Annotated in this window: 27 protein-coding genes; 9 read left to right on the top strand and 18 right to left on the bottom strand. The window is 36.6% G+C overall.

Annotated features, from left to right (window positions below; all coding sequences use genetic code 11):
* Positions 1-219: 219 nt before the first annotated feature.
* Together B3E00_RS09210 and B3E00_RS09205 are read right to left on the bottom strand one after the other, a co-directional pair.
* Positions 220-678 carry a GNAT family N-acetyltransferase gene (locus B3E00_RS09210; RefSeq protein ID WP_293938242.1) on the bottom strand — a complete coding sequence of 153 codons (459 nt, stop codon included), beginning with the start codon at positions 676-678 and terminating at the stop codon, positions 220-222.
* Positions 679-819: 141 nt separating this feature from the next.
* Positions 820-960: a hypothetical protein gene (locus B3E00_RS09205; protein WP_293938240.1), complete on the bottom strand. Its 141-nt coding sequence runs from the start codon at positions 958-960 to the stop codon at positions 820-822.
* 204 nt (positions 961-1,164) lie between these two features.
* Here B3E00_RS09205 and B3E00_RS09200 point away from each other — a divergent pair, with 204 nt between their 5' ends.
* The 3 genes from B3E00_RS09200 (at position 1,165) to B3E00_RS09190 (ending at position 4,405) form a co-directional block, all read left to right on the top strand.
* Positions 1,165-2,028 carry an SDR family oxidoreductase gene (locus tag B3E00_RS09200; RefSeq protein ID WP_293889150.1) on the top strand — a complete coding sequence of 288 codons (864 nt, stop codon included), beginning with the start codon at positions 1,165-1,167 and terminating at the stop codon, positions 2,026-2,028.
* Positions 2,029-2,368: 340 nt separating this feature from the next.
* A complete protein-coding gene (locus B3E00_RS09195) occupies positions 2,369-2,971 on the top strand; it encodes a DUF421 domain-containing protein (RefSeq protein WP_293938238.1) in 603 nt (200 codons plus the stop codon).
* 513 nt (positions 2,972-3,484) lie between these two features.
* A complete protein-coding gene (locus tag B3E00_RS09190) occupies positions 3,485-4,405 on the top strand; it encodes a hypothetical protein (RefSeq protein WP_293938236.1) in 921 nt (306 codons plus the stop codon).
* A 425-nt stretch (positions 4,406-4,830) separates the two neighbouring features.
* On the opposite strand, the gene B3E00_RS09185 is transcribed toward B3E00_RS09190, so the two are convergent.
* The 9 genes from B3E00_RS09185 to B3E00_RS09145 all read right to left on the bottom strand — a co-directional run bounded on the left by B3E00_RS09185 (position 4,831) and on the right by B3E00_RS09145 (position 17,101).
* Complete coding sequence (locus B3E00_RS09185) at positions 4,831-5,133, bottom strand: GNAT family N-acetyltransferase (RefSeq protein ID WP_293889166.1); 303 nt, start codon at positions 5,131-5,133, stop codon at positions 4,831-4,833.
* Between the two features lie 460 nt (positions 5,134-5,593).
* Positions 5,594-6,427 (bottom strand): hypothetical protein, encoded by an 834-nt coding sequence (locus tag B3E00_RS09180; RefSeq protein WP_293889156.1) that lies wholly within the window; start codon positions 6,425-6,427, stop codon positions 5,594-5,596.
* Positions 6,428-7,113: 686 nt separating this feature from the next.
* On the bottom strand, positions 7,114-8,709 hold the full coding sequence (locus B3E00_RS09175) for a RagB/SusD family nutrient uptake outer membrane protein (RefSeq protein WP_293889158.1): 1,596 nt from the start codon (positions 8,707-8,709) through the stop codon (positions 7,114-7,116).
* An 11-nt stretch (positions 8,710-8,720) separates the two neighbouring features.
* Positions 8,721-12,005, bottom strand: coding sequence for a SusC/RagA family TonB-linked outer membrane protein (locus B3E00_RS09170; protein WP_293889159.1), 3,285 nt, complete (start codon positions 12,003-12,005; stop codon positions 8,721-8,723).
* A gap of 172 nt (positions 12,006-12,177) precedes the next feature.
* Positions 12,178-13,359, bottom strand: a complete 1,182-nt coding sequence (locus B3E00_RS09165) for a FecR family protein (RefSeq protein ID WP_293889160.1) — start codon at positions 13,357-13,359, stop codon at positions 12,178-12,180.
* A gap of 86 nt (positions 13,360-13,445) precedes the next feature.
* Positions 13,446-13,958: a sigma-70 family RNA polymerase sigma factor gene (locus tag B3E00_RS09160; protein ID WP_293938234.1), complete on the bottom strand. Its 513-nt coding sequence runs from the start codon at positions 13,956-13,958 to the stop codon at positions 13,446-13,448.
* 767 nt (positions 13,959-14,725) lie between these two features.
* Complete coding sequence (locus tag B3E00_RS09155) at positions 14,726-15,709, bottom strand: phosphotransferase (protein WP_293887862.1); 984 nt, start codon at positions 15,707-15,709, stop codon at positions 14,726-14,728.
* A gap of 261 nt (positions 15,710-15,970) precedes the next feature.
* Entirely contained in the window at positions 15,971-16,288 is a 318-nt protein-coding gene (locus B3E00_RS09150) for a nuclear transport factor 2 family protein (protein ID WP_293887863.1), read from the bottom strand.
* Positions 16,289-16,309: 21 nt separating this feature from the next.
* On the bottom strand, positions 16,310-17,101 hold the full coding sequence (locus B3E00_RS09145) for an SDR family oxidoreductase (protein ID WP_293938232.1): 792 nt from the start codon (positions 17,099-17,101) through the stop codon (positions 16,310-16,312).
* 128 nt (positions 17,102-17,229) lie between these two features.
* On the opposite strand from B3E00_RS09145, the gene B3E00_RS09140 reads away from it, so the two are divergent.
* The 3 genes from B3E00_RS09140 to B3E00_RS09130 all read left to right on the top strand — a co-directional run bounded on the left by B3E00_RS09140 (position 17,230) and on the right by B3E00_RS09130 (position 19,698).
* A complete protein-coding gene (locus B3E00_RS09140) occupies positions 17,230-17,595 on the top strand; it encodes a winged helix-turn-helix transcriptional regulator (protein WP_293887865.1) in 366 nt (121 codons plus the stop codon).
* A 470-nt stretch (positions 17,596-18,065) separates the two neighbouring features.
* Complete coding sequence (locus tag B3E00_RS09135; RefSeq protein WP_293938230.1) at positions 18,066-18,302, top strand: hypothetical protein; 237 nt, start codon at positions 18,066-18,068, stop codon at positions 18,300-18,302.
* 484 nt (positions 18,303-18,786) lie between these two features.
* Entirely contained in the window at positions 18,787-19,698 is a 912-nt protein-coding gene (locus tag B3E00_RS09130) for an Rpn family recombination-promoting nuclease/putative transposase (protein ID WP_293938228.1), read from the top strand.
* Between the two features lie 486 nt (positions 19,699-20,184).
* On the opposite strand, the gene B3E00_RS09125 is transcribed toward B3E00_RS09130, so the two are convergent.
* Positions 20,185-20,772: a hypothetical protein gene (locus B3E00_RS09125; RefSeq protein ID WP_293938226.1), complete on the bottom strand. Its 588-nt coding sequence runs from the start codon at positions 20,770-20,772 to the stop codon at positions 20,185-20,187.
* Positions 20,773-20,897: 125 nt separating this feature from the next.
* Between B3E00_RS09125 and B3E00_RS09120 the strand changes: the two genes are divergently transcribed.
* On the top strand, positions 20,898-21,203 hold the full coding sequence (locus tag B3E00_RS09120) for an HAD domain-containing protein (RefSeq protein WP_293938224.1): 306 nt from the start codon (positions 20,898-20,900) through the stop codon (positions 21,201-21,203).
* A 37-nt stretch (positions 21,204-21,240) separates the two neighbouring features.
* On the opposite strand, the gene B3E00_RS09115 is transcribed toward B3E00_RS09120, so the two are convergent.
* Genes B3E00_RS09115 through B3E00_RS09105 form a run of 3 tightly spaced genes read right to left on the bottom strand, consistent with a single transcriptional unit; the run spans position 21,241 to position 22,883 of the window.
* Positions 21,241-21,660, bottom strand: a complete 420-nt coding sequence (locus B3E00_RS09115; protein WP_293938222.1) for a hypothetical protein — start codon at positions 21,658-21,660, stop codon at positions 21,241-21,243.
* Positions 21,661-21,679: 19 nt separating this feature from the next.
* Entirely contained in the window at positions 21,680-22,426 is a 747-nt protein-coding gene (locus B3E00_RS09110; RefSeq protein ID WP_293938220.1) for a metallophosphoesterase, read from the bottom strand.
* Positions 22,407-22,883 (bottom strand): energy transducer TonB, encoded by a 477-nt coding sequence (locus tag B3E00_RS09105; protein WP_293938218.1) that lies wholly within the window; start codon positions 22,881-22,883, stop codon positions 22,407-22,409. Before B3E00_RS09105 ends, B3E00_RS09110 begins: the two co-directional genes overlap by 20 nt.
* Positions 22,884-22,941: 58 nt before the next feature.
* On the opposite strand from B3E00_RS09105, the gene B3E00_RS09100 reads away from it, so the two are divergent.
* On the top strand, positions 22,942-23,235 hold the full coding sequence (locus B3E00_RS09100; RefSeq protein ID WP_293938216.1) for a DUF6896 domain-containing protein: 294 nt from the start codon (positions 22,942-22,944) through the stop codon (positions 23,233-23,235).
* A gap of 110 nt (positions 23,236-23,345) precedes the next feature.
* Here the strand turns inward: B3E00_RS09100 and B3E00_RS09095 are convergent, their stop codons facing one another.
* The 3 genes from B3E00_RS09095 to B3E00_RS09085 all read right to left on the bottom strand — a co-directional run bounded on the left by B3E00_RS09095 (position 23,346) and on the right by B3E00_RS09085 (position 24,368).
* Complete coding sequence (locus tag B3E00_RS09095) at positions 23,346-23,507, bottom strand: hypothetical protein (RefSeq protein ID WP_209581852.1); 162 nt, start codon at positions 23,505-23,507, stop codon at positions 23,346-23,348.
* 30 nt (positions 23,508-23,537) lie between these two features.
* Complete coding sequence (locus B3E00_RS09090) at positions 23,538-23,981, bottom strand: DUF6934 family protein (protein WP_293938213.1); 444 nt, start codon at positions 23,979-23,981, stop codon at positions 23,538-23,540.
* Between the two features lie 180 nt (positions 23,982-24,161).
* The gene (locus tag B3E00_RS09085; RefSeq protein ID WP_293938211.1) at positions 24,162-24,368 is read right to left on the bottom strand and encodes a hypothetical protein; all 207 of its coding nucleotides are present in this window, start codon (positions 24,366-24,368) and stop codon (positions 24,162-24,164) included.
* A 65-nt stretch (positions 24,369-24,433) separates the two neighbouring features.
* On the opposite strand from B3E00_RS09085, the gene B3E00_RS09080 reads away from it, so the two are divergent.
* Positions 24,434-25,099, top strand: a complete 666-nt coding sequence (locus B3E00_RS09080; protein WP_293938209.1) for a DUF4844 domain-containing protein — start codon at positions 24,434-24,436, stop codon at positions 25,097-25,099.
* Positions 25,100-25,209: the final 110 nt, after the last annotated feature.

The following is a 25,209-nucleotide window of genomic DNA, read 5'->3' as shown; positions in this document are numbered from 1 at the left end:
TACGCGCAAAAAAAATGGTTTTTTGTATGATTACAAATTAGCGGTATGGAAGGCGTTAAAACTTTATTATAGCCTGAAAAGCAGCAACGAGGTGAAAATGCGTTTAAAAAAACACAGTAAAGAAGGGAGTAAATGAAGGCAAAAAGATAATTTAAGTTTTAAGACATCAATTTATGACAACCAATGTAGAAAAGATCGAAATAGAATTTCTTTAATACTTCAAAACCCTTTCTCACGGGCATAGTTTTCATACACCATCAGGTAGGAATCATCCGTCTCAACAACAATCATGAAACCAATATTTGAATAGAGATTTTTAGCTTTATTTGTCTTTAGGACACTCAATGTTATCGTTTTTTCTGATTCAATGGCTTCTTCTATCAAATCATTTAATATTTTCCTACCGATTCCTTTACTCTGATAGGAGGGAGTTATCTGAATTTGTATCAGGTTGATATTATTCGCTTCCCTCACTATTTTTAATAGCCCTATAGCACGTTTATCTATCTCGATTATTAGGGCGTGTTCAAATTGATAATTAATTCTTTGCAGATGAGCTTCGTTTGAGACTGGTAAAGAGCGAGCAGTTAAATGCGCATTCATTGTATGTATCCTGAGATCCAACAGGAACTCCAGATCACTTTTTGATGCAGGTCTGTATTTGATATTCAATATCATATGTTTGCAAATTTAAAAATATAAGCTGGAAAACATTGGACGAAAGACTTATACAAATGCATTTGGCAAAAAAATATTTTTTTAAGAGATTTAGTGGAACGAAAAATAGCTCTGAGGAAATATACATTTCTTCACTTTGGATCAGAGGCGTCTTATCCTCACATCCAATGTGCGATGTGTTTGCACCGGAGGGCTGCCGCCCTGTATATAGAAAAGAAATTTTTCCTGCAGCAGGATGGAAGGATAACATGCATACCAAACTTTTTCGTTTAAGTTTTTCATAGATTCCCATACACGTTTTGAAAGTGCCCTTTTTTTCAATGTAAATACCTACCAAACCTTTCAGACTTTGGGGTTGTTCATTTGTTGGATGAGTCGGTAAAAACTCTTTACCTAAGGTTACCGACACTGTAAGGCCTTGACATTTGCACTGACCCTTACAAATTTTGGAAATCAGATATTCTCTGTAATTATTAAAAAAATGGTATGAAAAAAGCAGCAAGTAAAAGGATTAGACCGTTACAAAAGCAAAAGCGACCCGGATTGGAAAGAAATATGACTCCAGTTCCTGACACTTCTCCGTTAGCATATCCTGCAGAAGGAAAATTGAAAAATAAGGTAGCGTTAATAACGGGGGGAGATAGCGGCATAGGCAAAGCTGTAGCTTTGTTATTTGCAAAAGAGGGAGCAGATATTGTCATTGCCTACCTTAATGAGACAAAAGATGCAAAAGAAACCAAGAAAGAGATTGAGTCCTTCTCTAGAAAATGTACGCTAATTAAAGGTGATTTGGGGAAAGAAAATCACTGTAAAAAAGTAATTGAATTTACGATAAAAATGCATAAGAAAGTTGATATTATCGTTAATAACGTGGGGCTTCATTGGGAAACAGAATCAATTGAAAAAATTACCACTGAACAGTTGCAAAAGACTTTTCAGAATAATTTCTTTTCCTATTTCTGGGTCACAAAATATGCCATACCTTATCTTAAAAAGGGGGCAAGCATAATTAACACATCCTCTGTGACTGCGTATCGAGGCAGTCCAAAGTTGATAGATTATTCTGCAACAAAAGGTGCAATAATTTCTTTTACACGAAGCTTGTCAGCAAATCTTATTGATAAAGGAATTAGGGTCAATGCTGTTGCGCCAGGTCCGGTATGGACTCCATTGATAGCATCCTCATTTGACTCTAAAAAGAACTCAGAATTTGGAAGCGACTCGCCAATGAGAAGGGCAGCGATGCCAAATGAAATTGCACCAAGCTTTCTATTTCTAGCGAGCGAAGATTCACATTTTATGAGCGGTCAAGTTTTACACCCTAATGGCGGAGAAGTCGTCAATGGTTAGCCAAGGAATAAATTATATTCGTCAGGTTGTCTATCGGCACGAGTATTCAGCTATCTAAAGTGTTCATCTACTTCAAAGATGGGAACTGAAGGTTTAAAGGCGATGTTTTTTTACATCTTGTAAGCATTGCGCTCATATAAAAGATCCTTGTTCATGTTGTTTTTCTCGAGTGATGAACTATTGCAATCCGAGAAATGTTTAAGGAATAAATGTGATAATCTTGTTGTGATAATCTTGTTAAGATTTAGTTATTTGAGGGGCTATGATTGATATAGACAAAATATTCTCGGACGGAGTGGAAGGCTCATTCCTTGTGGAAATTGCAGCGAGAACGATAATAATGTTTCTTCTGATTTTGATCATACTGAGACTTTCAGGTAGGAGAGGTGTTCGACAGCTAACTGTTTTTGAAGTTGCGATTATTATCAGTCTTGGCTCCGCCGCGGGAGATCCGATGTTTCAGGAAGATTTGCCCATTTCCTATTCGGTTGTTGTTTTTATCTGTGTAATTTCAGTCTACAAGGCGATAACTTGGCTCACGTACAAGTCTGAGGTGATCACTCATTTATTAGAGGGTAAAGTTTTACCCATTGTGAAGGACGGAGTATTTCACATAAAACATGAAAATGATGACAATTTTTCGAGAATGGAGTTCTTTTCAGAACTCCGAAATTTAAATGTTGAACATTTGGGTCAGGTTAAGGAAGGGGTTCTAGAGATTGATGGGACATTAAGCGTTTTATTCTATGCTGATGATGACGTCAGATATGGGCTACCATTGTTCCCTTCCTCCTATAAAATGGTCGATGTATCCAATGCTGAAGGACCATTTGCATGTATGTATTGTGGCCATGTTGTGTTTAGTTTTGATAGCGATTCTGAATCCTGTACTAGGTGTCATAGAAAGCAATGGAGTAAAGCCATGAATTCGAGAAGAGTTTAGGGTTGTTAGTTTCTGTAAAAATATTCATTCTCCGCGCAGAAAGCGCTTCTTCGTTCGATAGTAACTTAGCCTTTTTTAGATTACTTTTATCAGTTTCCGCTCTGTCAAGTTGGAAGAAGGGGAGGAATGCAATGAAAACGCTCCCATAATGATCTTCTCCTAATTGTAGATTTGGGTACCGTTAATTGTTCAGTTTCGAAAACTGACGACCATTCAAGTCCGGCAATTCTGGCCCATTGAATATTAAGCAGAAAGTTTCAATGCCCGAAAGATTCACAAAGCATCTATTTTATAATTTTTTGAATGCGTATATTTGAGAGCTATGTACAATAATACCAACACAACTTGACAGTAGTAGAAAATTATAAAACTGAACTCGAGTTAGTTCGACAGAACCCAACGCTCTTGGACAATTATCGCTTTGATAGAGACGCCATAGATTCAAAACACTTTGACCGATTAAGACTCAATATTGCGATTTACAATGATCTTAAACAAACGGACTATGAAATCGTGAAATATCTTTTTGCAGAGGAAAAGGAATGGCGAAAATCTGGGAAAGAAGGTAAAGTTGATAATTTATATTTCTGCGCCTTCATATTGGCACTTTTCAATTTACCTGAAACCGTCTGGTTGTTTTTTGAAGCTAAAAATATCGATTTTGACAGCGGAATTGGATTTGATGGCGAATATTTGGTTTCGGCAGGAATTAAAGAATGCTACCAATATTTAGAAACAGCTGACAACCCAAAGAAAACTGAACTGTTAAAGTATATTGGAGAAACGGAAGAAAGCTGTATTTATTCGCAAGAAGACATTGACGATTGGAAAGAACATAAAAAGTCCTATTTCAAATGTTACAAATTTCCAATTCAAGATGAGCTGTATTTTCTCTATTCGACAAATGAACGAGAACTATTTTTGAAGAAACTACCTGAATGGATCGATCAAGAAAGAGCATGGACTTATAACGAATTAAGTTTATATAGAACATACGCGAATTATGCAGACGACAAGGTTTTAGAAATTGAAGCATTCAAATTGACACTCGAAAAAAATGATAAAGATTTTCTAATCGAAGACTACAATAAACAATTGGCAGAGCTATATGTTGAGATCGGTGAAAATGCTAAAGCTCTTGAAATCCTTGAGAGCATAATAAATGGAACAGATAACAGAAATATTGTACGAGATTGTGTTGAACAACTTTGCAGGATAATTATTCGCACAAACAGCTCATCAGACGAGATAGCTAAGCAATCATATCATATTATAAAAGTTGAACATAAAAAATACAGCAGCTTTTTTCCAATGGTAGACGGTTTAATTAAGAACGTTACAGAAATAATGGGAGAGGGAAAAATGACTGCGCATAACAACAACTTGCCAAAAGCGGGGCGGAAGTGGTGGCAAAGGCTTTTTGGCTCTGAATAAACTAAAGTAGTCAAGACTTAGTGTGAGAGTTGCAGTAAATTAATAATCTTATTGGCATTCTTTAATTTTGGGTGTACCTAGCGAAGGTAGATTACAATTAGTATTTGTTTTTAAGGGAATTCAAGAGCGGTTTGCCGTCGGAAGCCTTCTTTGGTCGCAAACATCTATAAACAAGGCTGGCACATCGAAGTCTTCTTCAATCCTCTATAGCAACGCTTAAAAAGTATCGAAATTAATAAAGTTTCAGTACGTTGTTTCCGTTCAAATCTCTATTTAGGCTAATAGTTATGTTCATATATTATTGAGTAATTTTTGTCGTTTTTAAATGCTATTCATTACTCATAAATTTTCGCTCTCTTCAAGATATCAGCAAATGTTGACCGCATAGCTTTTCAGCATCTACATTTGTAATCTTCCCTTAGAGGTTATATCAAATTTTTTTTAAAGTAAATTCGAGAATGGCCTCTTGGGTAATCTATAATTCTACCAAAAACTTGATACCCATTTTTTAGATAGAAATCTTCTGCCTGGAAATCAAAAGTATTCAGCACTGAAACCGTTGCGCCATTATTAATTGCAATATTTTCCATGTGTTTAAGAAGTTTTGAACCCAAACCTTTCTTTCTGTAGTTGTGATGTACCCACAGAATGTTAATTTCAAGCCCGAGGTAACAATCTATTCCACCTAAAATTCCTCCAATTTCCTGGCCATCCTCATTTTTAGCTATAAATTAGAGGGCGTTCCAATCTGGTGAAAGTGCAGGTACTTTTGAGAAGTTAAATCTGTTGATTTCGTTTACAATTGTTTGTGCGCCCTGTCTATCACACGGTTCAATTTTAAAGCTGTAATTACTGGACATAACGTTTGGTTTCTTGAGATATTGATTGAATATAGAACCTATTTTCAGTAATAAAAATCTACAACTGCAAAATAAACTTATTTAAAATATTGTCGAATTTTAAAGACAGATCCTCAGTGTTACTATAAAGCAGACAATGGTTGCTTATCCTAGAAATTGTGGTCGGATGATCAGCATCAACATGGCTTATATAACCTATAGTTTTACCTAATGCCTTAGCTTATTCGGCTTCAATGTCTACTCCAATCGCTTTCTCTGAGTTTTTAATGATAGCGGAAGATGTGACAGGTGTGGACGATCATGGAAGACCTTTTCGACAAACGGCTGATTATTCTCTCTGTAGTAGATATTGAAAAACCTCATCTTTGGAAAGATCCCATTCATATGCTTTTTCTGGGATTTCCGCCAATGGAGTTTGAAGAAGCGGATGGTCAATTTTTATATCGCTTAATCCACTTCTCCTTCTTATCTTTTCAATCAGCCTGATCTCATACGGTATAAAATTGAGTGAAAGTATCTCACTGAATTTGTCTTTGAGATCCAATGAACTATATATATGATGATCACATATTTCCAAAAGCAATTCACTTACTACTTTCTCATTTGGAGAATTCCAATTATCTAAAAACCGTCGGTAAACAATATCGGTGGGTAAAACTGCATACAAGTTCATATTAATTTCATTATTGGTATATAAATCGAATAGAATTGCCATAAACAGATGATGAACTTCTTTTTGTTTATATTTATCCTGTTCTTCTTCAAATAAAAACTGGAAGTATTCTCTTGATAGTTCTGTCAGATCTGTCATATTCCAAAGAAGCGACAACCCCATTATACAGCCGACCGTTCGTGGAGTAACTTCTTTGTAGTGAAATAGCGTTTGCAAAATATGCCCTTGCCATAAAAGATGGCGGGTAATGTATTTCCAACCATCTTTTTTACCATTCAGTATCAAATGTTTAGGGTAATCCCCCGCGTGAAAACCGATGCCTAGCGTCAGATTTCTTGCAATGGTTTCTTGATACCCTTCTTTTATGTCATCTTGTATGCTTTGTTTAATGAGCTCAAAATACTGCTCTAGCATTTGCTGGTCTATACCATCTCTTTTGGTTTTCTCAATTTGCTTTTTAAACGCTTTTATTAATTGATTACGTAACATAATGTGGGATGTATATCCATAAATTCTCCTGGCTAATATTGACAATTTGGTAAAGCTGTAGCGATATTAATTATATCGCATGTTCACCTCGACAAGGCAACTTTTGTATCTAATTTAGTGTAAAAATTTGTTTAGGGTTGTGAAATCTTAGTTTTTGTCTTAGCATTCTATTAATTTTATCCAGTATATGTTTGATATAATACTCGTTATATATACTGCCAATATAATGAATTATTTATTCCATAAAGTATGGAAGTAAAACTGTATTAGAACATTAAAAGAAATAGAAGGCCAGCAATTGCCAGAAAATAGATATTTATAGTAAAAGTATCAAACGAATTAACGGCCAATAGGTGTGACAGCTGTCGGGGTAGATGTTCTATCTGACTCATTCGTTGTGGTTTTCCAGCCATCAGTGATCCAAATTGTTTGATCAGTAAGCGGGTAAAGGACGATATTTGATGAAAGACGATATAAAGTTCGAATGTGAAGTGTGTGGTCAAAAGCAAAAAGTTGAGTTGCTATTACTCCGCACAAATAAATGGTTAAAGCAGGTAGTCTGCAAGAATAAAAAATTGCAGCATATTAAGAATGTTGATCGATAAATCATTGAAAATAAATTAAAGGGTTATAGGAAAAGAAGAGTAGCGCGATTATGATCGCTACTCTTCTTTTATAGACCTCCCTTAATATCCTGGATTTTGGATTAGGTTAGGTTCGACTTGAAAGCTACTCTCATGGAAAGGCCAGAGGTATTGATGTTTCAAAAATTTTCTGTCTTCAATTTTAAGCACATCAGTTTTACCTTCTGTACCTTGTCGCATATGACCCAATGCAGGTTGATTAAGAACCACTTCCGCTGTTTTCCATCGCAGGAGATCACTATAGCGCAGGCCTTCACCGGCAAATTCGACCCTTCGCTCATTGCGAATTAAGTCGATCCATTCCTGTTGAGATTTTACCGTTAGATTGACATCCGCTACGCTCATATCAAGTCCTGCACGTTGTCGAATCTGATTGATACAGCTTTTCGCTAATTCATCTACGTTATTCAACATAATTTTGGCTTCGGCATAGGTCAATAACACTTCAGCATAACGAGCCAGCGGAAAGTACATATTACCTCCCGTCCGAAATGCATCAGCTTCATCGACAAATTTCTTAAACCAATAACCAGATCGGCTGCTCCGCAAGTTTTGATAATAGAACAGACTCTTTGAGTCATAAATATCTATTTTCTCTTTGTTGAATAGGTCGCCCTGTCCGAAAATACTAGCAGCATAACGTGGATCTCGATTTAATTTGGGGTTGAGCTCATATTCCTGCTTACTATATAAGGGGCATTTATCAATTGGCCGCCCTTGTAGTGTCCAATAGCTATCGACCAACGACTTCAAAGGAACAACATAAGATTGTCCATTTCCAGTCTTATATTGTGGCGCAAGATGCTCGAAGGAATTTGTAGCAGAATTATTGTGGCTTTCCATGTCAAATTTGATGATAAACTCCTTATTGGTTTTATCTGCCTGGTAATTGAATAGGCTAGCATATTGAGGGTGAAGTTGGTATTTTCCACTATCCATTATTTCCTTCGCAAGGGTTGCGGCAAGATCATAACGTCCATTATAAAGAGCGTACCTCATGATCAACGTTTTGAAGGAGTATTTGTTGAACATATAGGCGTTTGTGGTACCTTCATTTTCAGGGAGTCTGTTTGCTACATCGTTGCTCATTTCAAATAGCTTGTCCAGTATTTCAGCTTTCGGCGTTACTGGAGGTGTAGCTTCTTCAAGGGTAACCGGTACTAGGACAAAAGGTACGTCACCCCAAACTTCAGTGATCCTGAAATAATGCCAGATACGGAGTGCCTCTAAGATTGCTTTATATTTCTGTCTTATCGACTCATTTTCCACATAGGGAATATCAATATTAGCGATGTACGTATTGATCCGCCCCACGTGTTTATTATATAATGTCCAATAGTACTCCGCCAAGCGTGCATTGCTTGTCATATTACCATTGGCAATGACCATATGGTGGTCTGTCTCTATTCGAGCATAGGCGTTATCGCTACGACCATCTGACATATAAAAGAGTAGGCGGCGATCGCCAGGTTCCATAAAAACATCCAAATAACTACTGTATACTACCCGGCGCAGATCTTCTTCGGTGTTGAAGAACTCGTCGAAAGATGTTGCGGTAGGATCTCGTTTATCAAGAAATTTTTCGCAGCTACTTAACGTTGCTAGCGCAATTATCAAGGTTAAAATTTTCTTTTTCATTAGCATAGTTTTTAAAAAATACTGGCACTCAGTCCGACACTGTAGGTTGCCATACGCGGATAATTTCCGTTCCCGTCATTTGTTCCAGGGCTATCGACATCAATACGTTCGGGGTCAAGGCCTTCCCATTTCGTGAACGTGAACACATCTTGTGCATTAACATATATTCTAAAATTTTTTATGCTTTTGCCGATTTTAGGAAATGTATAGCCAAGCTGCAGAGACTTGATGCGGAAAAAGGCTGCATTGCTAAGCCAAACATCACTGAGTAGCGTATTAGGGCTTGGGCCTGTCCATAGACGTGGGAAACGGCTATTCGGATTGTCGGGACTCCAATGGTTTGCTACATATTCGACACGCGGTGCGCCGAGGTCGTTACTATTTCCGTCAACATAAACTGGATAGGCTTCTTGCCCAATCAAGCGGCCCGTGCGCTTTCCGATCCCCTGACCCAATGCAGAGAAATCCCAGCCTTTATACCGAAAGTCCAGATTTATAGCATAGTTATAATGGGGAAGAGGGTCTGCCAGGTAGCTTCGGTCCTCATCATTGATAATACCATCCTGATTTTTATCTACATAGCGGATATCTCCAGGTTTTGAATTTGGCATTTTAGCAGGCGTTGCATCCACTTCCGCCTGCGTTTGGAAATAGCCATCAGACTGGAAACCATAATAATTGTTGATTGGGACACCTTTGTACCATATTCGGTTATTATCGCCTTTAAAGATCAATCTATCGTTTTCATTGTAACCAGCTTTGAGCATTCGGTTGCGGTTATCAAAAAGCATTCCACCGATGGTATACGAAAAATCGTCCTTTTTGTCTGACCAGCTTGCCGATAGTTCCCAACCATTATTTTCCACGGCGCCGATGTTGACTGCAGATTCAAGACTATTTGATCCCGTGAGCGGAGGAACGGCAAATTGATCATAAATAAGATCGTATGAATTTTTATGATAAATTTCAGCAGTAAAGGATAGTCTATTTTTAAATGCATTGACGTCTAGGCCCAGGTTCCATTGCTTCTGTTTCTCCCAGGAGAAATTTGGATTGGGAACACGTATTGTCCAGCCCCAGGTGTTTACAGATTCCTGCCAGAGGTATGGCGCTACATTTTCGTTTCCTATAAGTCCATAAGACGCCCGTAACTTAACATTACTAACTACACCCGACTCGAGAATAGGTTTGAAAAAATGTTCGTTATGTAAGTTCCAGGCGAAAGCTCCCGAAGGAAAAAATCCCCAACGATGACCAGGGGCAAACTTGCTGCTTCCGTCTGAACGTCCGGTTAATTCCAAAATATAGCGGTTGTTAAAAGAATAATTTAGTTTACCGAAAAATGAAGCTTTGCTAATTTCTCTAAAATCAGTGAAGGTATAATTCATCACCTCTGACCCTGCAGTAAGATAGATCTTGTCTTTGTCCTGGCGGAGCTCCTTGTTGAAGTTAATCAGCATCCGTGCAGTAAGCTGGCTTTCACTAACACCTTGTGAGGCATTGACATCATTTCCCCAAATTGCTGCCGGAGCACCATTTTCATCAAAAAACTTATAGGTCAGTCTTTTTTGTTTATTGGCCGATTTGTTAATCATGTAGGATACGTTTCCTTCAATATTAAAATTGCTGTTGATGTTATATTTGGGACGTAAGTTGATTGTACTGCGATCATACATATTGTTTTTTGTACCACCGTGTTTTATTGAAGCAATTGGGTTGATATTGTTATGCAGAATATAGTGTTCGGGAAGTTCAGAATCATAAAAAATTTGTTGCGTTGGGTTCAAGCGCCAAGCCTGTTTATAAAGGCCGTGTCCGTCATCATTTGCCAATAATCGATCTACCTGTAAACGGTGTGCGTAGAAGTCGGCCATCAATACAAATTTATCGGCGATGTTAATATTCGTATTGAAGCGGGCTGAAAACTTTTGAGTACCTTCAATCTTATTGAGGCCATTTTCTTTTATATGGCCGAGCATTAAATTAAAAGTACCAACGCCACCACCCCCGGATATACTCGCGTTATTATTAATCGCTGTCGAAGTCCGTTCCATGACCTGATCGAGCCAATTGACCTGCTTTAATTCTCCGGAGGCATATTGGTTAATTGTTTCTTCGGGGTAGATTGCAGGTTGCCCCTGTTGGATTAAGGTTTCGTTTCGCAATTTCATGAAATCGACAGCACCGACAAATTTCGGAAGATCAATCGGTTTGTTGACTGCAAACCAGTTGTTGGTAACGACTTTAAATTGTCCCGTCTGTCCACGCTCCGTTTCGATGATGATAACACCATTTGCACCACGGGAACCATACATGGAGGCTGAGGCGGCATCTTTTAAAACGGTAATGCTTTTAACCTGATTGGGGTCAATGTCGTGGATGCTCTGTTCCATACCGTCGACGATGACCAAGGGATCTGCATTTTGTAAGGTACTTATTCCGCGAATAGAGATGGTACCCGGAACACTTCCTGGCATACTGTTTCCGCGCATCATTGTGACTCCTGGGATCGTTCCAGAAAAAGCATCCTGCATTTTAAAAATTGGGCGATTTTTAATTTTCTCCATATCCATTTGGGATACGGAAGATGCGATGTGTTTTTTGTCTACTTCGGAGAAGCCAACAACCACAACTTCATCAAGTCCCACTTCATCCGCGTCCATAATAACATTGAGCTCCGATTTGTTGTTAATCGGGATTTCAAGCTGTTTGAATCCGACTGCACTAAAAATCAGGGTTCCTTTTTTGCCATCGGGGAGTGTCAGTTGAAACTCTCCTTTCGTATTCGACGAAGTTCCTGTATTGGAACCTTTTAGCAGGATGCTGACAGCAGACAATAGATTTCCCTTGGTATCATGTACTTTTCCTTTTATGACTTGTTGCTGCAGATTGGATATGCCGGAGGTACTTTGTTCTGGCAAAGAAATATCTTCATTTTTACGCTTGATAACAACAGTGCCACGATGTAACATGTAATAAAAAGCGCTACTCTTGAAAATTTGATCCAAGGCCTTATCGAGTGATACAGCTGTGATTTCAACGGTTGCTTTTTCATTTTTCAGCAATCCTTCTTTAAAGATAAAATGTATACCAGTCTGTTTGGTAATGCTTTCCAGTACAGTTTCAATCCTGGTATTCTGGGCATGTAAAGTAATCTGAGCGGAGCTTGAAGCGTAGGCGCCCATCATAGATGTCGCCAATAAGATTCCTGTCAGTTTCATTTTTAATAAATGGTTCAGAGTTTTCCCTTTGTCAACGGGACATAAGGTCCCTTTTGAATAAAATAAATTATTCATAAATTGGTATAGAATTAATGGTTTATGATCAGTGTTAATTCAAATTCGATGCAGGAGTATTTGCCGTACTTCTGCATTTTTATCATATTAATTTAGGTTTTTCGCTTTTTTACATACAAAGTCCTCCTTAATAAGTTTATCGGTTTACAATTAGTTATCGGTTTACAATTAGTTATCTGTTTACAATTAGTTTATCCTTGTCAATGGTCAATTTATAACCTGTCAAATCTTTTAGTACATTACAAAGTTCCGCCAGCGTTACATCTCTTTTCATGCTACCTTCATATCGTTCATTATTTAAAGGGATCTTGCAATCGACCTGAATTCCATACCAGCGGCTTATTTCATCAAGTATCTGTTGCATATCTTTATTTTTAAAATAAAAATAACCGTCTTTGAAGGCTGTGGCTTCGGCTTTACTGGCTAAAGGAAAAGTTTTTAGTTTTTTTTCGATAATCTGCGTCTCGCTACCGGCATTCATATAGATTTCGTGTTCTTCGTTGCTGACTTTAAGCTTTCCTTCTGTCAATGATACTCTCGTATTTGCACGATAGGAATTTACATTGAAAGCTGTTCCGATCGCTTGTATATTGATATGATTTGTTTCAACGATAAAAGGCCTATGTACATCTTTCGCAACTTCAAAATAGGCTTCACCTTTTAGTATTACTCTCCGCTCTTTTTTATCAAAATTTGCTTTATAGCTGAGCTCTGAGGCAGCATTTACCCACACTTTAGTGCCATCGCTAAGGGTTAATACCATAGTAGACCGTTTGGGAACTATTAAGGTATTACGTAGGTTTTCTGTTGAGTTGGATGCGTATACAAGTTGCCCATCTTTTAATTCGATACCCTGAGCAAAATATTGGATGGCTTTTTTTTCGGTTAATCGTATTTCTTTTCTCCCCTCAATTTTTAAAATTGCACCTGCTCCACCGGGAAGAACATCATTTTTGTGTCCATATATCTTGTCAGGAATTAAATAGCTTACCGACTTTTCGCGCTGTTGCTTTTGCCATAACAGTGTTAGGGCAAGTATTACAGCAGCCGCTATTCCAATAACTTTGTACGGTATTTTGTTTAAGGAGAGGTATTTTTTTTTTGGTTGTACAACAGTCTTCTTTGCCGTGAATTTTTGCTGTGTGATTAGCCATTCTTGGTTTACATCTGTTTTGCGAAGATCAAATGGAGCATAAATATCAGTATGTGATAGCCGACGAGACAAGCTATCCCTTGCGCTGGGATATTTTTGTAAGAGATTTTTTAATTGGTCTTCTTTGTCGGATGGTAGCTCACCATCTTTTAATAGAAGAGCAATCAGTTCTGCTAATACTATTTTGTCGGTTTTTATCATAATTCATAAGCTAAATAACTTGAAGGATCGATATGGGTGATCGATCCATTGAAAAAAGTGGAGTATTATTTGTAAAGCGTTGTGTGTTAGAGTATAAAAAACGTAAAAAGTATGCTTAGAAATTTCCTTTTTAGCAGATTTATCGCACGCATCCGTTGTGTTTTTACCGTATTTACCGAAACATTGAGTTCCTGTGCCACCTCCTCGTACTTCATTCCGTCCAGATAGATTAAGCGGCAGACTCGTTGACAACCTTCGGGCAGTTCATTGAGTTCCCGGTGAAGAGCTCCGATCAATTCTGCATTTATTAAATTATCCAGGATATCGTTTTCATCCGGCTGGTCAGTATTAAATTCGCTCCGTACACGATCAAATACCACATTTCTTCGCTTGATATTCATCGCTAAATTTTTTACAGCGCTATAGAGGAAGCTTTTAATGACGGGCTCTCCCTTTAGTAGCAAGTCCTGTCTACCCATTAGAACGATAAATGCGTCCTGCACGATGTCTTTTGCAATTTCCTCTGAGCCAACCCATGGAAATGCAAATACGCTGAGTTGCAGAAAATATTTGTTAAAATAATATTCTGTGGATAACATATCGTTTGCTTTTTTATGTAAAATATAAATTTTAAAAGTGATATAAAGAATAATATTAGAGATTTTATGTAGGTAAAACCTTTTACAAATTTGAAGGTTCATGACTGCTGTTCCACTCGTCAGCAGCATAATTCATCGCTTTTACGAGCTGGCACTTGGGTGAAGTGTTCTTTATTTCCTTTGCGAACCATATTCCGATTTCATAGATCAGTAGAAAACCGAGAATTATTTTTGAAATTTATGCATAATCATTTGGTTATCATAGATATCCTGGTTGTAGCGCACTTATCAATGTACGTGAAAATAACAGCCCATTAATGGAGTTATTTAAAAAACCTGTGCTTATGGCTTGCCGTAAAATAAGAGAATATTTTCCTTAGTATCGTATAATACTATACCAAATTGATCAAATGATGAAAAGAATACTGGGACTTGATTTAGGGACCAGTTCTACTGGTTGGGCATATGTATTGAAAGCGTAGGACAATGAAATTTTCAGGATTGAAAAATTGTGTGTATGCGTCAATCCATTAACGACAGATGAGCAACAATTGTTTAATACTAAAATCCAAAAAATGGTTTAAAAATTGTGTCAAATAAAATTTATATTCTGCAAAAGACTACAAAAACTCCTGAAAATTATACTTAGTGATACAATGCTATACGTAATTGAGCGAATTGAGATGTGTTTCAAACTCAATATCGAATTACTTCCATCGTTGATAAGTCAATGGTCACTTACAGTGTATTGCCATTGTTAGCCACAGTTACTTTTTTGATGTATAATATTCTTTCCAGGTTTTTATCCTTTTAACAAACATTTTTAGGTAGTTTTCCGTCAAAAAGATATTCGACCAATCAAACCTTTGTGCTTGAACGCCGAGATAAAAAGCAAAAATAGCTGCCCCAGCTTCTGGAATTAGTTTAATTTCTTTTTTCGTAATCGCTCTTACCTTTTGGTAACCATTAAGGAAGCTTTCAACTTTTGATTCATAGCTTTCTTTATTTATCTCTATGTGAAATAATTGGATAAAGAAATAACCAATATCTAAAAACAAAAAGCCATTACCGCAATTGTCAAAGTCGAAAATGGTTATTTCTTCTTTATTATTTACACTTACATTATCATACCAAATATCGAGATGAACTATTCCTTTCTTAACCTCTGATTGTTCTATTTCTCGAAATGTATTGGAGATTTCAAGACCTATTTCTTTAAGATATTGCATCTCGCTCAAATCCTCTGCGAAATAATGCTTTAATAATTCGTATGATTTATTTAAAAGTAATTCTGAATTATAGTTGGTTCTATTTATGTTTTTATTTGAAGTAATGGTGTGAAACCTTGCCATTAGAGATCCCATTTCATAACAAGTTTCATTATCCATAAATCTCATCTTTTTTCCTTCAGCATATGAAAATAGTACAATGTAGCGCTGCCCTTCAGGTGCATTGATTTCTTGTATCAGATTATTTTCCTTATCTGGAATAGGGAATGAAACAGAAACACTATTTTCTTTCAACAGTTTAAGAAGCCACAATTCTTCTTGAATTTCAGTTTTGGTTCTCCAACCATGGCAATAGACTCTTATTACATACTTTATTTTTTTGTCAGAGATAAAGTAAGTATGATTTACACCTGTTCGGAATAATGTACACTGAAATCCCTCTCTGAGATCGTATTTATCTTTAATAAATTCACCTAAGTTCTTCTCTGATAAGACTGATGTTATGACTGGAAAAATGGACATCAAATTTTGGTCGTATTTAATTCTTTGTAAATGACTATTTGATTTTTATCCCCGCGAATATACATAAATACGAAGGGATTCGAACATTTTCGCGTATTAATCATTTTGAATTAAAAGCCACGTAGGGTAAATGAATGAGATCATTCCTTTGATTTTGATGGCGAAGTATGGTATCTTACTAATGGTATCTTAAATACTTTGGCTATCAAAAAAAGCTGGAGTAAACACCTCAGCTTTTTTTGAATCGGATTGTTTAAGATTCTATTCAGTAATTTTGAGTGATTGAATAAGCCCATTAGACAACTGAAAATGAAATTTTAAAATGACTGGACTTCCAGGAAAAGATCCAGAAATTTCCGCGGACAGCATATTTTCTTTTTCGTCATAATCCAATGGCTCCATAGTAGCGTTATACTCCTTATTGGATTTATCTATCCATTGTTCAATTTCCGCTTTACCGTTATGGGTTTTTCCTTCATCAAATACTACCGCGGTTTCTGTAAAGCATCGGGCATAAGCTGCACTATCGAAGTTGTTTTGTTTTTTTACTAACTCGGCAATTATTCTCGGTAAGTTCATATGTTTTATTTTTAAATAATATTAAATTGTTGGTACTGTTCCATCATCGATTATATATTCGGTTCCTGTTAGATAGCTGGCTCTCGGTGAAACAAGGAAAGCAACGAGTTCAGCCACTTCTTCAGGTTCGGCTGGTCTTCCGAAAGGGATTCCACCCAAAGCGTTTATTACGCCTTTCTGCGCTTCTTCTACTGTACTTTTGGTGTTTCTTGCAATTTCGCCCAGCCATGCTTCCGATGCTGTGGTATTGATCCATCCAGGCGAAACAGTCAGTACACGAACACCTTTTGGAGTTACTTCATTCGATAAACTTTTGCTGTAGTTACGCAGTCCTGCCTTTGCTGCGGCATACGGCAAAGTCGAATCATATAGAGGCAATTTCCCCTGAATTGAAGCTATATGGATGATAACGCCTGTTTTCCGATCGATCATTTGCGGTAAAAATCCTTTATCTAGACGAATCGGGGCCAAAAGATTCGCCTGTAGCGTATATTCCCAATCCGCATCGCTGAGTGCCGCAAACCCGCCGGCGGGGGTTGATGACCCACCAAGATTGTTTATCAAAATATCCAATCTTCCATAGTTAGTAAGTACCTCGCTAACTACGTTTTGGGCACCTTCTGTTTTACTCAAATCGGATGCGATGAAATGCAGGTTACTGTTTTCTTTCTCAGGTGCGTTTCTTGCGGTTACTATCACTGTTGCTCCAGCCTGTAGCAGTCTTTCTGCAATTGCTCTTCCGGCACCTTTAGTGCCGCCGGTCACCAAAGCTATTTTGCCTGATAATTCATTGTTGAAATTGAATTGTTCCATTTTTACGAATTGTTTATAGGACAAAATTGGATTATAAAAACAGTTAGCACAAGTACGGAAATACGATTCATATAGGGATAAATTTTTCCCCTATTGTGCAATTCAGAACATACCTTTAATTTTGGAATATGTATGAGAGAAAAATAATTCCGAACCTGAACTGTGGTCTTGATCTGATCGGTGAAGTGCTTTACGGCAAATGGAAAATACGTTTGCTCTGGTTTATTGATCAGGGATATCGACGACCAAGCGAATTGCAGCGTAAAATTCCGGATGCTTCGCGTAGGGTTTTAAATATTCAGTTAAAGGAGTTGGAAGACCACGGATTAATTACAAAAAAAATATATCCTGTTGTACCGCCAAAAGTTGAATATAGTCTTACGGATTTCGGCAAGACATTGATTCCGATTATTTCTGCATTGGGACGCTGGGGAGATGAACATGAAGAACTTCTGCGTTCTCTGATTTTAAATCGTTTAAAGTCGGAAAGTTGATTATTTTTTAAAGTTTCAGCATGACTTTTTTTTATGCGCTTACCGCCTATGCTAAAGAAAGGTAGGATTTTGCCAATGCTTTAATTAAATTTGGTCGAAAGCATAGAGATAAAATTAAAGCAAAATGAGATTTCAATTTTAAATGCTCATTTTTTGATTATAGAACTATCATGCACTTTGCTATAAAATTCTGACTGGTCAGAATCAAATTTGAAACTCATACTGAAAAAACTATTTCCTTCAGCAAGTCGAATCTGTACTAGTTCCCATCCAAATATTATCTCCCATAGATACCCGTTTACGTATAGAACGTGCTCGTTTCCATTTAAAGACAGTGTATCCGTTCAAGGAAATGCAACTAAAAGACTGATATAAGCGCATTTGCCAAAAGTTTTATCATACGTTATCATTTACTAGAAAATGGTATCAGTTATTCGTTTGAGACCGTAATGAGTCATCCATCCAAACTGGTGGAAATCGATGAAGCAAGTGAAAGAAAATTTAGGACTTATCTTTATTTTGTTTACTTGGATAATCGATTGATTAATATTTTCCGCGTTGAAATTAGAAAGGAAAAAGGCGGCCATGGTGTGGCAGAGGATAAAATCGTCGACAGGTACTATCGTACGCTGACCAATTTATTACCTGCAATAAAGCTTGCGAAAAAGCTTAATTATTTGATAACTCTGGCAAAACAATGGTTTTGATAACGGAAGTATTGCAAGGAGGGATCGCCATTTTATTGCCAGAAAACAAGCTTCCAAATTGGTTTATCAAATACGTGGTCAATAAAATTAATTTATAAGCTTTCCGTATATGCTGTTTGGCTTACTAAGGAACAGGTTATCTTTTGAATTCTATGTGGTGGCAGAAACGATTTGTTAGTACCATATAAATACAAAAGCCATAAAACAGATATATACAAATAGGTGACTGTTAATTCTCTTCATTATCCAAATTATTTTTGTGGAATCTCAATGTCTTTATCGCTTTGAGAAAATCCTCTTCTGTTTGTATTTTTAAATCAACATCACTGAATGATAGGGTGTATGTATAGCCGCATTTTACGGCACGTCCAATTAAAGTTGTTAGAAAGGGGATTACTTTTCTGTCCGTGTTTTTTTTGCTAATTATTTTAGTAATTTTTAATTTATTATTGTATATTTGCCTGATAACCAATTTTTAAACATTATGTCTAGATCAAAAAAACATTTGGGTAAGTATGTAGATCCACGTACCGATTTCGGTTGGAAATTTTATTTTGGTAGGGAGGAAAACAAAATCTTACTGATTGAGTTTCTCAATAGTCTATTTCATGGAGAGAAGATAATTTCGGATCTAAGATATAAGCCTGTAGAACATGATGGTGATTATGAGGAAATGCGTCGTGTTGTATTTGATTTACATTGTATCGGCAGCGATGGTGAGGTTTTCATCATTGAGATGCAGCAGCTCTTTCAAGAATTTTTTAAGGACCGCGCGGTGTACTATACCTCACGTCTCATCAATAAACAATTAGCGCGAGGTAAGAAGGGTAGTGATTATTACCTACCTGAGGTTTACTTTATTGGTATTTTGGAGTTTGACATGGATAGAAATGGAGGTTCCGGTATATCCCGTGTCACAGAACGCCCTTATTTCTATGATGTGGCGCTGTGTGACAAATTGACCAAAGAAATATTCTATGATAAATTGGGATATAAAATGATTTCGCTCCCATTATTTAATAAACAGCCAGAAGAACTAAAGACAGTTATGGATCAGTGGTTGTACTTACTTAAACATTTGAGTACCATGGATAGATTGCCAACGTTTTTGGATAAAAGAATATTTGGTCTTATCTTTGAGATAGGAGAGATAGGTAAATTAACGGAGGAGGAGCTAATGTCATACGAAGCAAGTTTAAAACATAAGCGTGATGCTGAGAGCGTATTTAATTCGGCCAAGAAATCCGGAGAAGCTTTAGGTCACGCTAAGGGTCTAGCAGAAGGAGAGCGTAAAAAAGCTCTTGAGACTGCCAAAGCATTTAAGGAAATGGGGCTACCTATAGCTGATATTGCTAAAGGCACTGGATTTTCTGTTGAAGAGGTTGAAAAGCTCTGAGTTTTGGGAAGTGTAAAGTAAATTGCGTCACTCTTTTTCAATTTAAAGAAAGTATATCCGATCAAGGGAGATATGGCTGAGAGAATAATATAGATGCATTTCGCTTGAAATTGCCAATTTATATTCAATGGGAGTGGCATTTCCTTGATGAGATGAGCTATTAAACCATCATATGCTATGTAATAAGCCTCAGGAATTAGCCATAAAATGGTGATACCTATATTTGTGTTAAACTGATAATTTCCTGTTATGAGTATACAAAATATTAACATCAGTAGTCCAATCAATGCTGGCCAAAATATAGAGAATATCTTTCTATTTCTTTTCGCTTGTAGGTATCCTGCATAAATAAGTGCTTCAACTTGAAATCCAAAAATAATCAGGTTAAAATTTAAACTCCCCGTAAAATACCTCAGACAATCTCCGTCTGTTAATACAACATAAAATGTTAAAGCCATAGAACTGAGATGTACAAATAGTGGTGCGTTAATTCTCTTCATTATCTACTTTACGTCTGTGGAATCTCAATGTCTTTATCGATTTAAGAAGATCCTGTTCAGTTTGCGCTTTCAGGTTTGAACCATGAAGGTTAAATCGGACTTTTGAAGAGTCTCCCCATAGGCTGCCGATGTACACTCCGGTGTTTCCTTTTCCGGATATTCTCGGAAATACGATTTTCGCTCTTCTGTTATCAATAGTATCCCAGGATACATTTTGTTTTCTGTAAAGATCAGCATCGAGATCCAAATCCAATATCGGCATATCTTTTACAATAATATAGTCCGAAGAGTCCGTTGCACTTTCCTCCATCATCTGTTTGGTAATGACTTCTATGTTATGCTCTGTCAAACTATTGGAATACATCCCCAGATCGAAGTAAAGCGTATCGTTGTTGTCTACAGCAATTGCGCCGACATAACTGTCGATTCCGTTTTGTTTGACTTGTTGCCATTTATAGGGAACCTCAAGTGTAAATAGACCAAAATCCATTGTCTTTGTGCGAGATGGATCCTTGCAACCAGTAACGAGGATAGTAAGGGCAGAAATGTGGAATAGTTTTATGAACTGTTTCATGCTATGGCTTATACGTTTAATTTACAAAATTAGGATGGACTATCCATCTATGGCTAGTATTTTTTATTCTTAAATTGCAAACGGGTGGAGTGGAAGAGCCAAATTAATCATTAGCTTCGTGCAATATGATTTTCCTTTTAGATATAGACGGTGTCATGGTACGTGCCAATCCACATAGGCATTTAGAGCAGGCAACTGATGGCTTTTATGTATACAGTAGTGCTGCTGTAGATACATTTAATACGATATTCATTGCAGAGGAAGATCAGGTGATCCTCTCCACCTCGTACCGTTCTAGATATACAATAGCAAAATGGAAAAAGATATTTCTTGATAGGGATATTAAAATTGATTCACTTCAACTGTTGGATAATGCTGAACAACATTTGATTGATCACTATACGCGAAAGATTGAAGACTATACTCAATAGGTAATTTCATATTAATAGTTGTCGCATTGATTATAAGTCAATCAGAGAAAAACTGGAAAGCTGGATAATCTTTCAATTTGATAAAGTCAAATCTGTAGTAACAATTCCAATAGCTTATTATTCTACTTCGGATCGCCCTTTCATATAATGTGTTTTCAGTAAAGAATTCTTTGATCCAACTCTTTTGCTGCGGGGTAATGCATGCAATAATGGTCAAATGGATTTCCATAACATACTCACCTAATAGCTGCACTACATATGGAATGCTTTCCGAGGGAAAAAGATTCATTAGTTTCGCTATTGCTATTTCACGAATGTACCCATCATGATGACGGGTCATGAGACCTAGTTCCTCAAAATCCTTCATCGTTTCAACGTCATTTTTCGTTGTGGATCTATATATCCGATATGGAAATTGATTAACTTTTCCCTGCCATAGGACGTCGATTTGTTCCATTCTCATTGTTGTTTTTTGTTCATATCTCTATAACAAGGTTCTTATTAAACCCATTATACGGTTCATTGATATAGCCGTGTGGATTGCATATAATTTCAGTGTTACCGATTTTATAATTTACGGGAGTATGTATATGACCATGAATCCAGTAGGAGGGTTGATGCTTTAAGATAAAGGCTTCCATATCCGAGACGTAGGCGGCGCTGATCGGATCGTCCAAATACTTCTTTGGTAAGGATCGCATGCTCGGAGCATGATGCGTCACTACGATGTTATGTTTTGCTTCGCTGACACTAAGACTTTCCATCAGCCATTGTCTCGAAGTTTGGTGGATTCTAAACGTATCGATGCTTCTTAATTTTACATAATTGTCACCTAATCTGATCTTCTTATAATCATTCATACGGCTTTGACAAAGCGATCCATATGCAGCAGGATTGCCCTTTAACGAAAAATCAGTCCAGAGTGTGCAGCCATGGAAACAAACGAGGTTGCTCTCCAAAGATTCATTTTCCAGCACATGGATGTTTGAATTGCTTGCAGCGTCTTTGATTTTATATAGTGTTTTCGGATATGCGCCCTTATAATACTCATGATTTCCCAGCACATAGATGATCGGTATATCCAATGAAAGTGATTTGAGCCAGCTGATCCCTTTTACCCCTAGATCCGTATCTCCAGCCAATATAAGTACGTCTGCTAATTTCAGATTGATATCGTTGTATCCAAATTCTCTATGCAGGTCGCTAATAATATGGATTTTCATCTTTGTCTTTTTGTATATCCTTATCTAATTTTATTTCACCATTACTAAATGACAGGGGATATGTATAGCCGCATTTTACCGCACATCCATTTTGATATCCCGGTTTCCATGGACTTGATTTTCGAATCAATGTTATTAATGCTTCACCGGTTTGATAACCAATATCTTTGGTTATCCGAAAATTACTGAGCCGTCCATCTTTCTCAATCGTAAAATTGATCATCAGTTTGCCGTTTACTTTTGCTTTCTTGGCTGCCGTTGGTATCTTATAATTTTTAAAAATCCAATTTTTAAATCCGTTTGTGCCATAAAGTGGCTCAGGAAATATTTCAATCATGTGAGGAGGAATATCCGCGATTGAGTCATCCAAAACAAGGGACTGACCGAAAGCCTGCGATAACAGGCCTATTGATAAAATACATGTAAATGATAACTTACGAACCGATAAAATCCCCATTTTATTAATATATAATTCAGTAGCTAATTTACATATCTAATTTGTATCTTGATGCAACATGATTAATCTAGTTATAAGGAAAGTATTGAACGATTATGTCACTTTCATAAACGATTTCAAATATCAGTTCTCTCCAAATATGGATGAATTTGAACAAAAGAGCAGTCGAAATCGCTCGGGACAAATTGGTGGATTCAATTACCAGTTTCATGGTGCGGGCTGCCGTTTAGAGAAAGACGGTATAGTATGTGAATTTGACTTTATGCCAACCAATGAATATCCCATAAAATTTTCTTTATGGAAAATCAGCGAATTTATTTTGACCAACAAGGTATATGGAATAGATAATTAGAGGAATCGGAATTACATGAGGTACTACATACACTGGTTGAAGATGGGACTCTTGTCAAATTGGTATTAGGTGGCGTGATTTCGGAAATATACCAAATTTAACGCAAAATTCTATTTTCGGATATACTCCTTAGGTATAGGATGTTTTTTCAGAAAATCAATAGCATCTTCGTTTTTTTTCTTAAAAAATGAAGATGTATTATAAATATTTTGGCGATCTTGAGCCGTCATATCATGATTATTTTTATCTTTTTTATTCGTATTTGTACTCATGTTTTAAACCTCCTAATACAAAGTTCGTTATTATTTTTTAAATATAAAAAACGCATCATAATTTTTACCTCTCTCAAAGGATTCCCACCTGTCTTTATAATAGGCTTTCACTTTAAATATTTCTTGAATATCTTCCCAAAATTCCGCTATTCCCATTTGATACAATTTCGTTCTGGATGCCTTACTACCTTTTGTCATTACGATGACTTGAGGATGTTTATGAATAAAGTTTAAGACAGCTCTAGCTACAGTAGTAAGGACCTTTTTTGTATCTAAATTATTTGTCGTTGTTAGATCACTTATCTCTTTTGTACTAGGATCAAAATCTCCAAACCCAAGATTATACACGTTTTCTTCAATATTGATCTGTTGAAACTGAATTACTTTTCTTATGTTACCTTTTGGGCCTATACTGAAAAATTCGTAATAGTGTATGTCAGGCGTTTTTTCAAAACTATAATACTCCTCATGCACAAAGAATTGGTTATTTATCCAAATAGGTTTGATATTCCTGTTGCTCTGGACTGATACAAAAATACAGAATTTGTTGGAAAGCTAATAATATGCAACTTTATTCTCATAAAAGCTTGCGCTTTGCGCACTCAAATTCTGTTTGTGTAATCATTCCTTTTCCCATCAATCCATGTAATCGCTCTATTTCAGTCGCAGCATCCTTTTTGGGAATGGGGAGGTGGGCACATAATTATGAATAATGGGCTGAGAAAAATAAACACGGTTATATTTTAAATCAAAATTCTCATTATTCATGGAGAGAAAAACAATAAAGTCAATCAAAGCAATAACCTGCAAATATAAGCGTCCAGCAGAAACAGTCCATTTTTTTATGTAATTTGGTTTCATGGAAGAATATTAAGCAAGTGCAATCCTAACAGGCCGAAAGATTAAATACCAAACTGACAATTTTAATGACAAACAAACAGACAACACTAAATAAATTAAATGCCTTTATACTGCGGGACAAGTTTTCTATTTCTGCTTGGGAAGAACGGGGACTAAAACTATCTGATAGTGAAACCTGCGACCGACTTCAAAGTTTATTCAACGATTGTGCTAATAATTTAATTGAAGCTGTAAATTCCGATTATAAACCAATACAACTCAAAAGCGTATTAAAAAAATCGTTGGGCAGCATTGATCGTTCAGATTATGATACAGAAGAGCGTGAATTTATCTGCGATTATTTCGACAAACTTTCAAAGGTTGTTTCAGTTGACTTTAAAGACAACTTAAATGGATGGCTTTATGGCAAAGTGCTTAATACACTATTTAAATTGACTTCATTTTTCGAAGGACAAGACAATATAGTTGAAATTTTATCTCAAGACTGTACTCAATGTGGTTCAAAACTTGAGACATTCATTATAAAAAAAGAAGAAGGTATTCCGGACTATAGTTGGAATATTATTCAATGTAACAATTGCAATGAATTTAATTTACTTTCGAAAGGTCCAAATATTAAAGTAATGCGTTTTGGTAACTATAAATCAATTGAGCAATTGCCGAAAGCGGAATATACAGAGGAGCAAGCCAACGTGAGACTTGAACAAATAAAATTCTTTAGAAAAAAATGACAGAGCGAAGAAGGGCGGCACATAATAGATGAGGACAACCGTTGTAGCCTAATTGGTAAATGAACCAAGATGATAAGCTCAAAATAATATAAAAATTGCCACAAATAAAA

The sequence above is a fragment of the Sphingobacterium sp. UBA5996 genome (assembly GCF_002429765.1).
Classification (GTDB): domain Bacteria; phylum Bacteroidota; class Bacteroidia; order Sphingobacteriales; family Sphingobacteriaceae; genus Sphingobacterium.
This window is presented reverse-complemented; position numbering and strand designations above follow the sequence as displayed.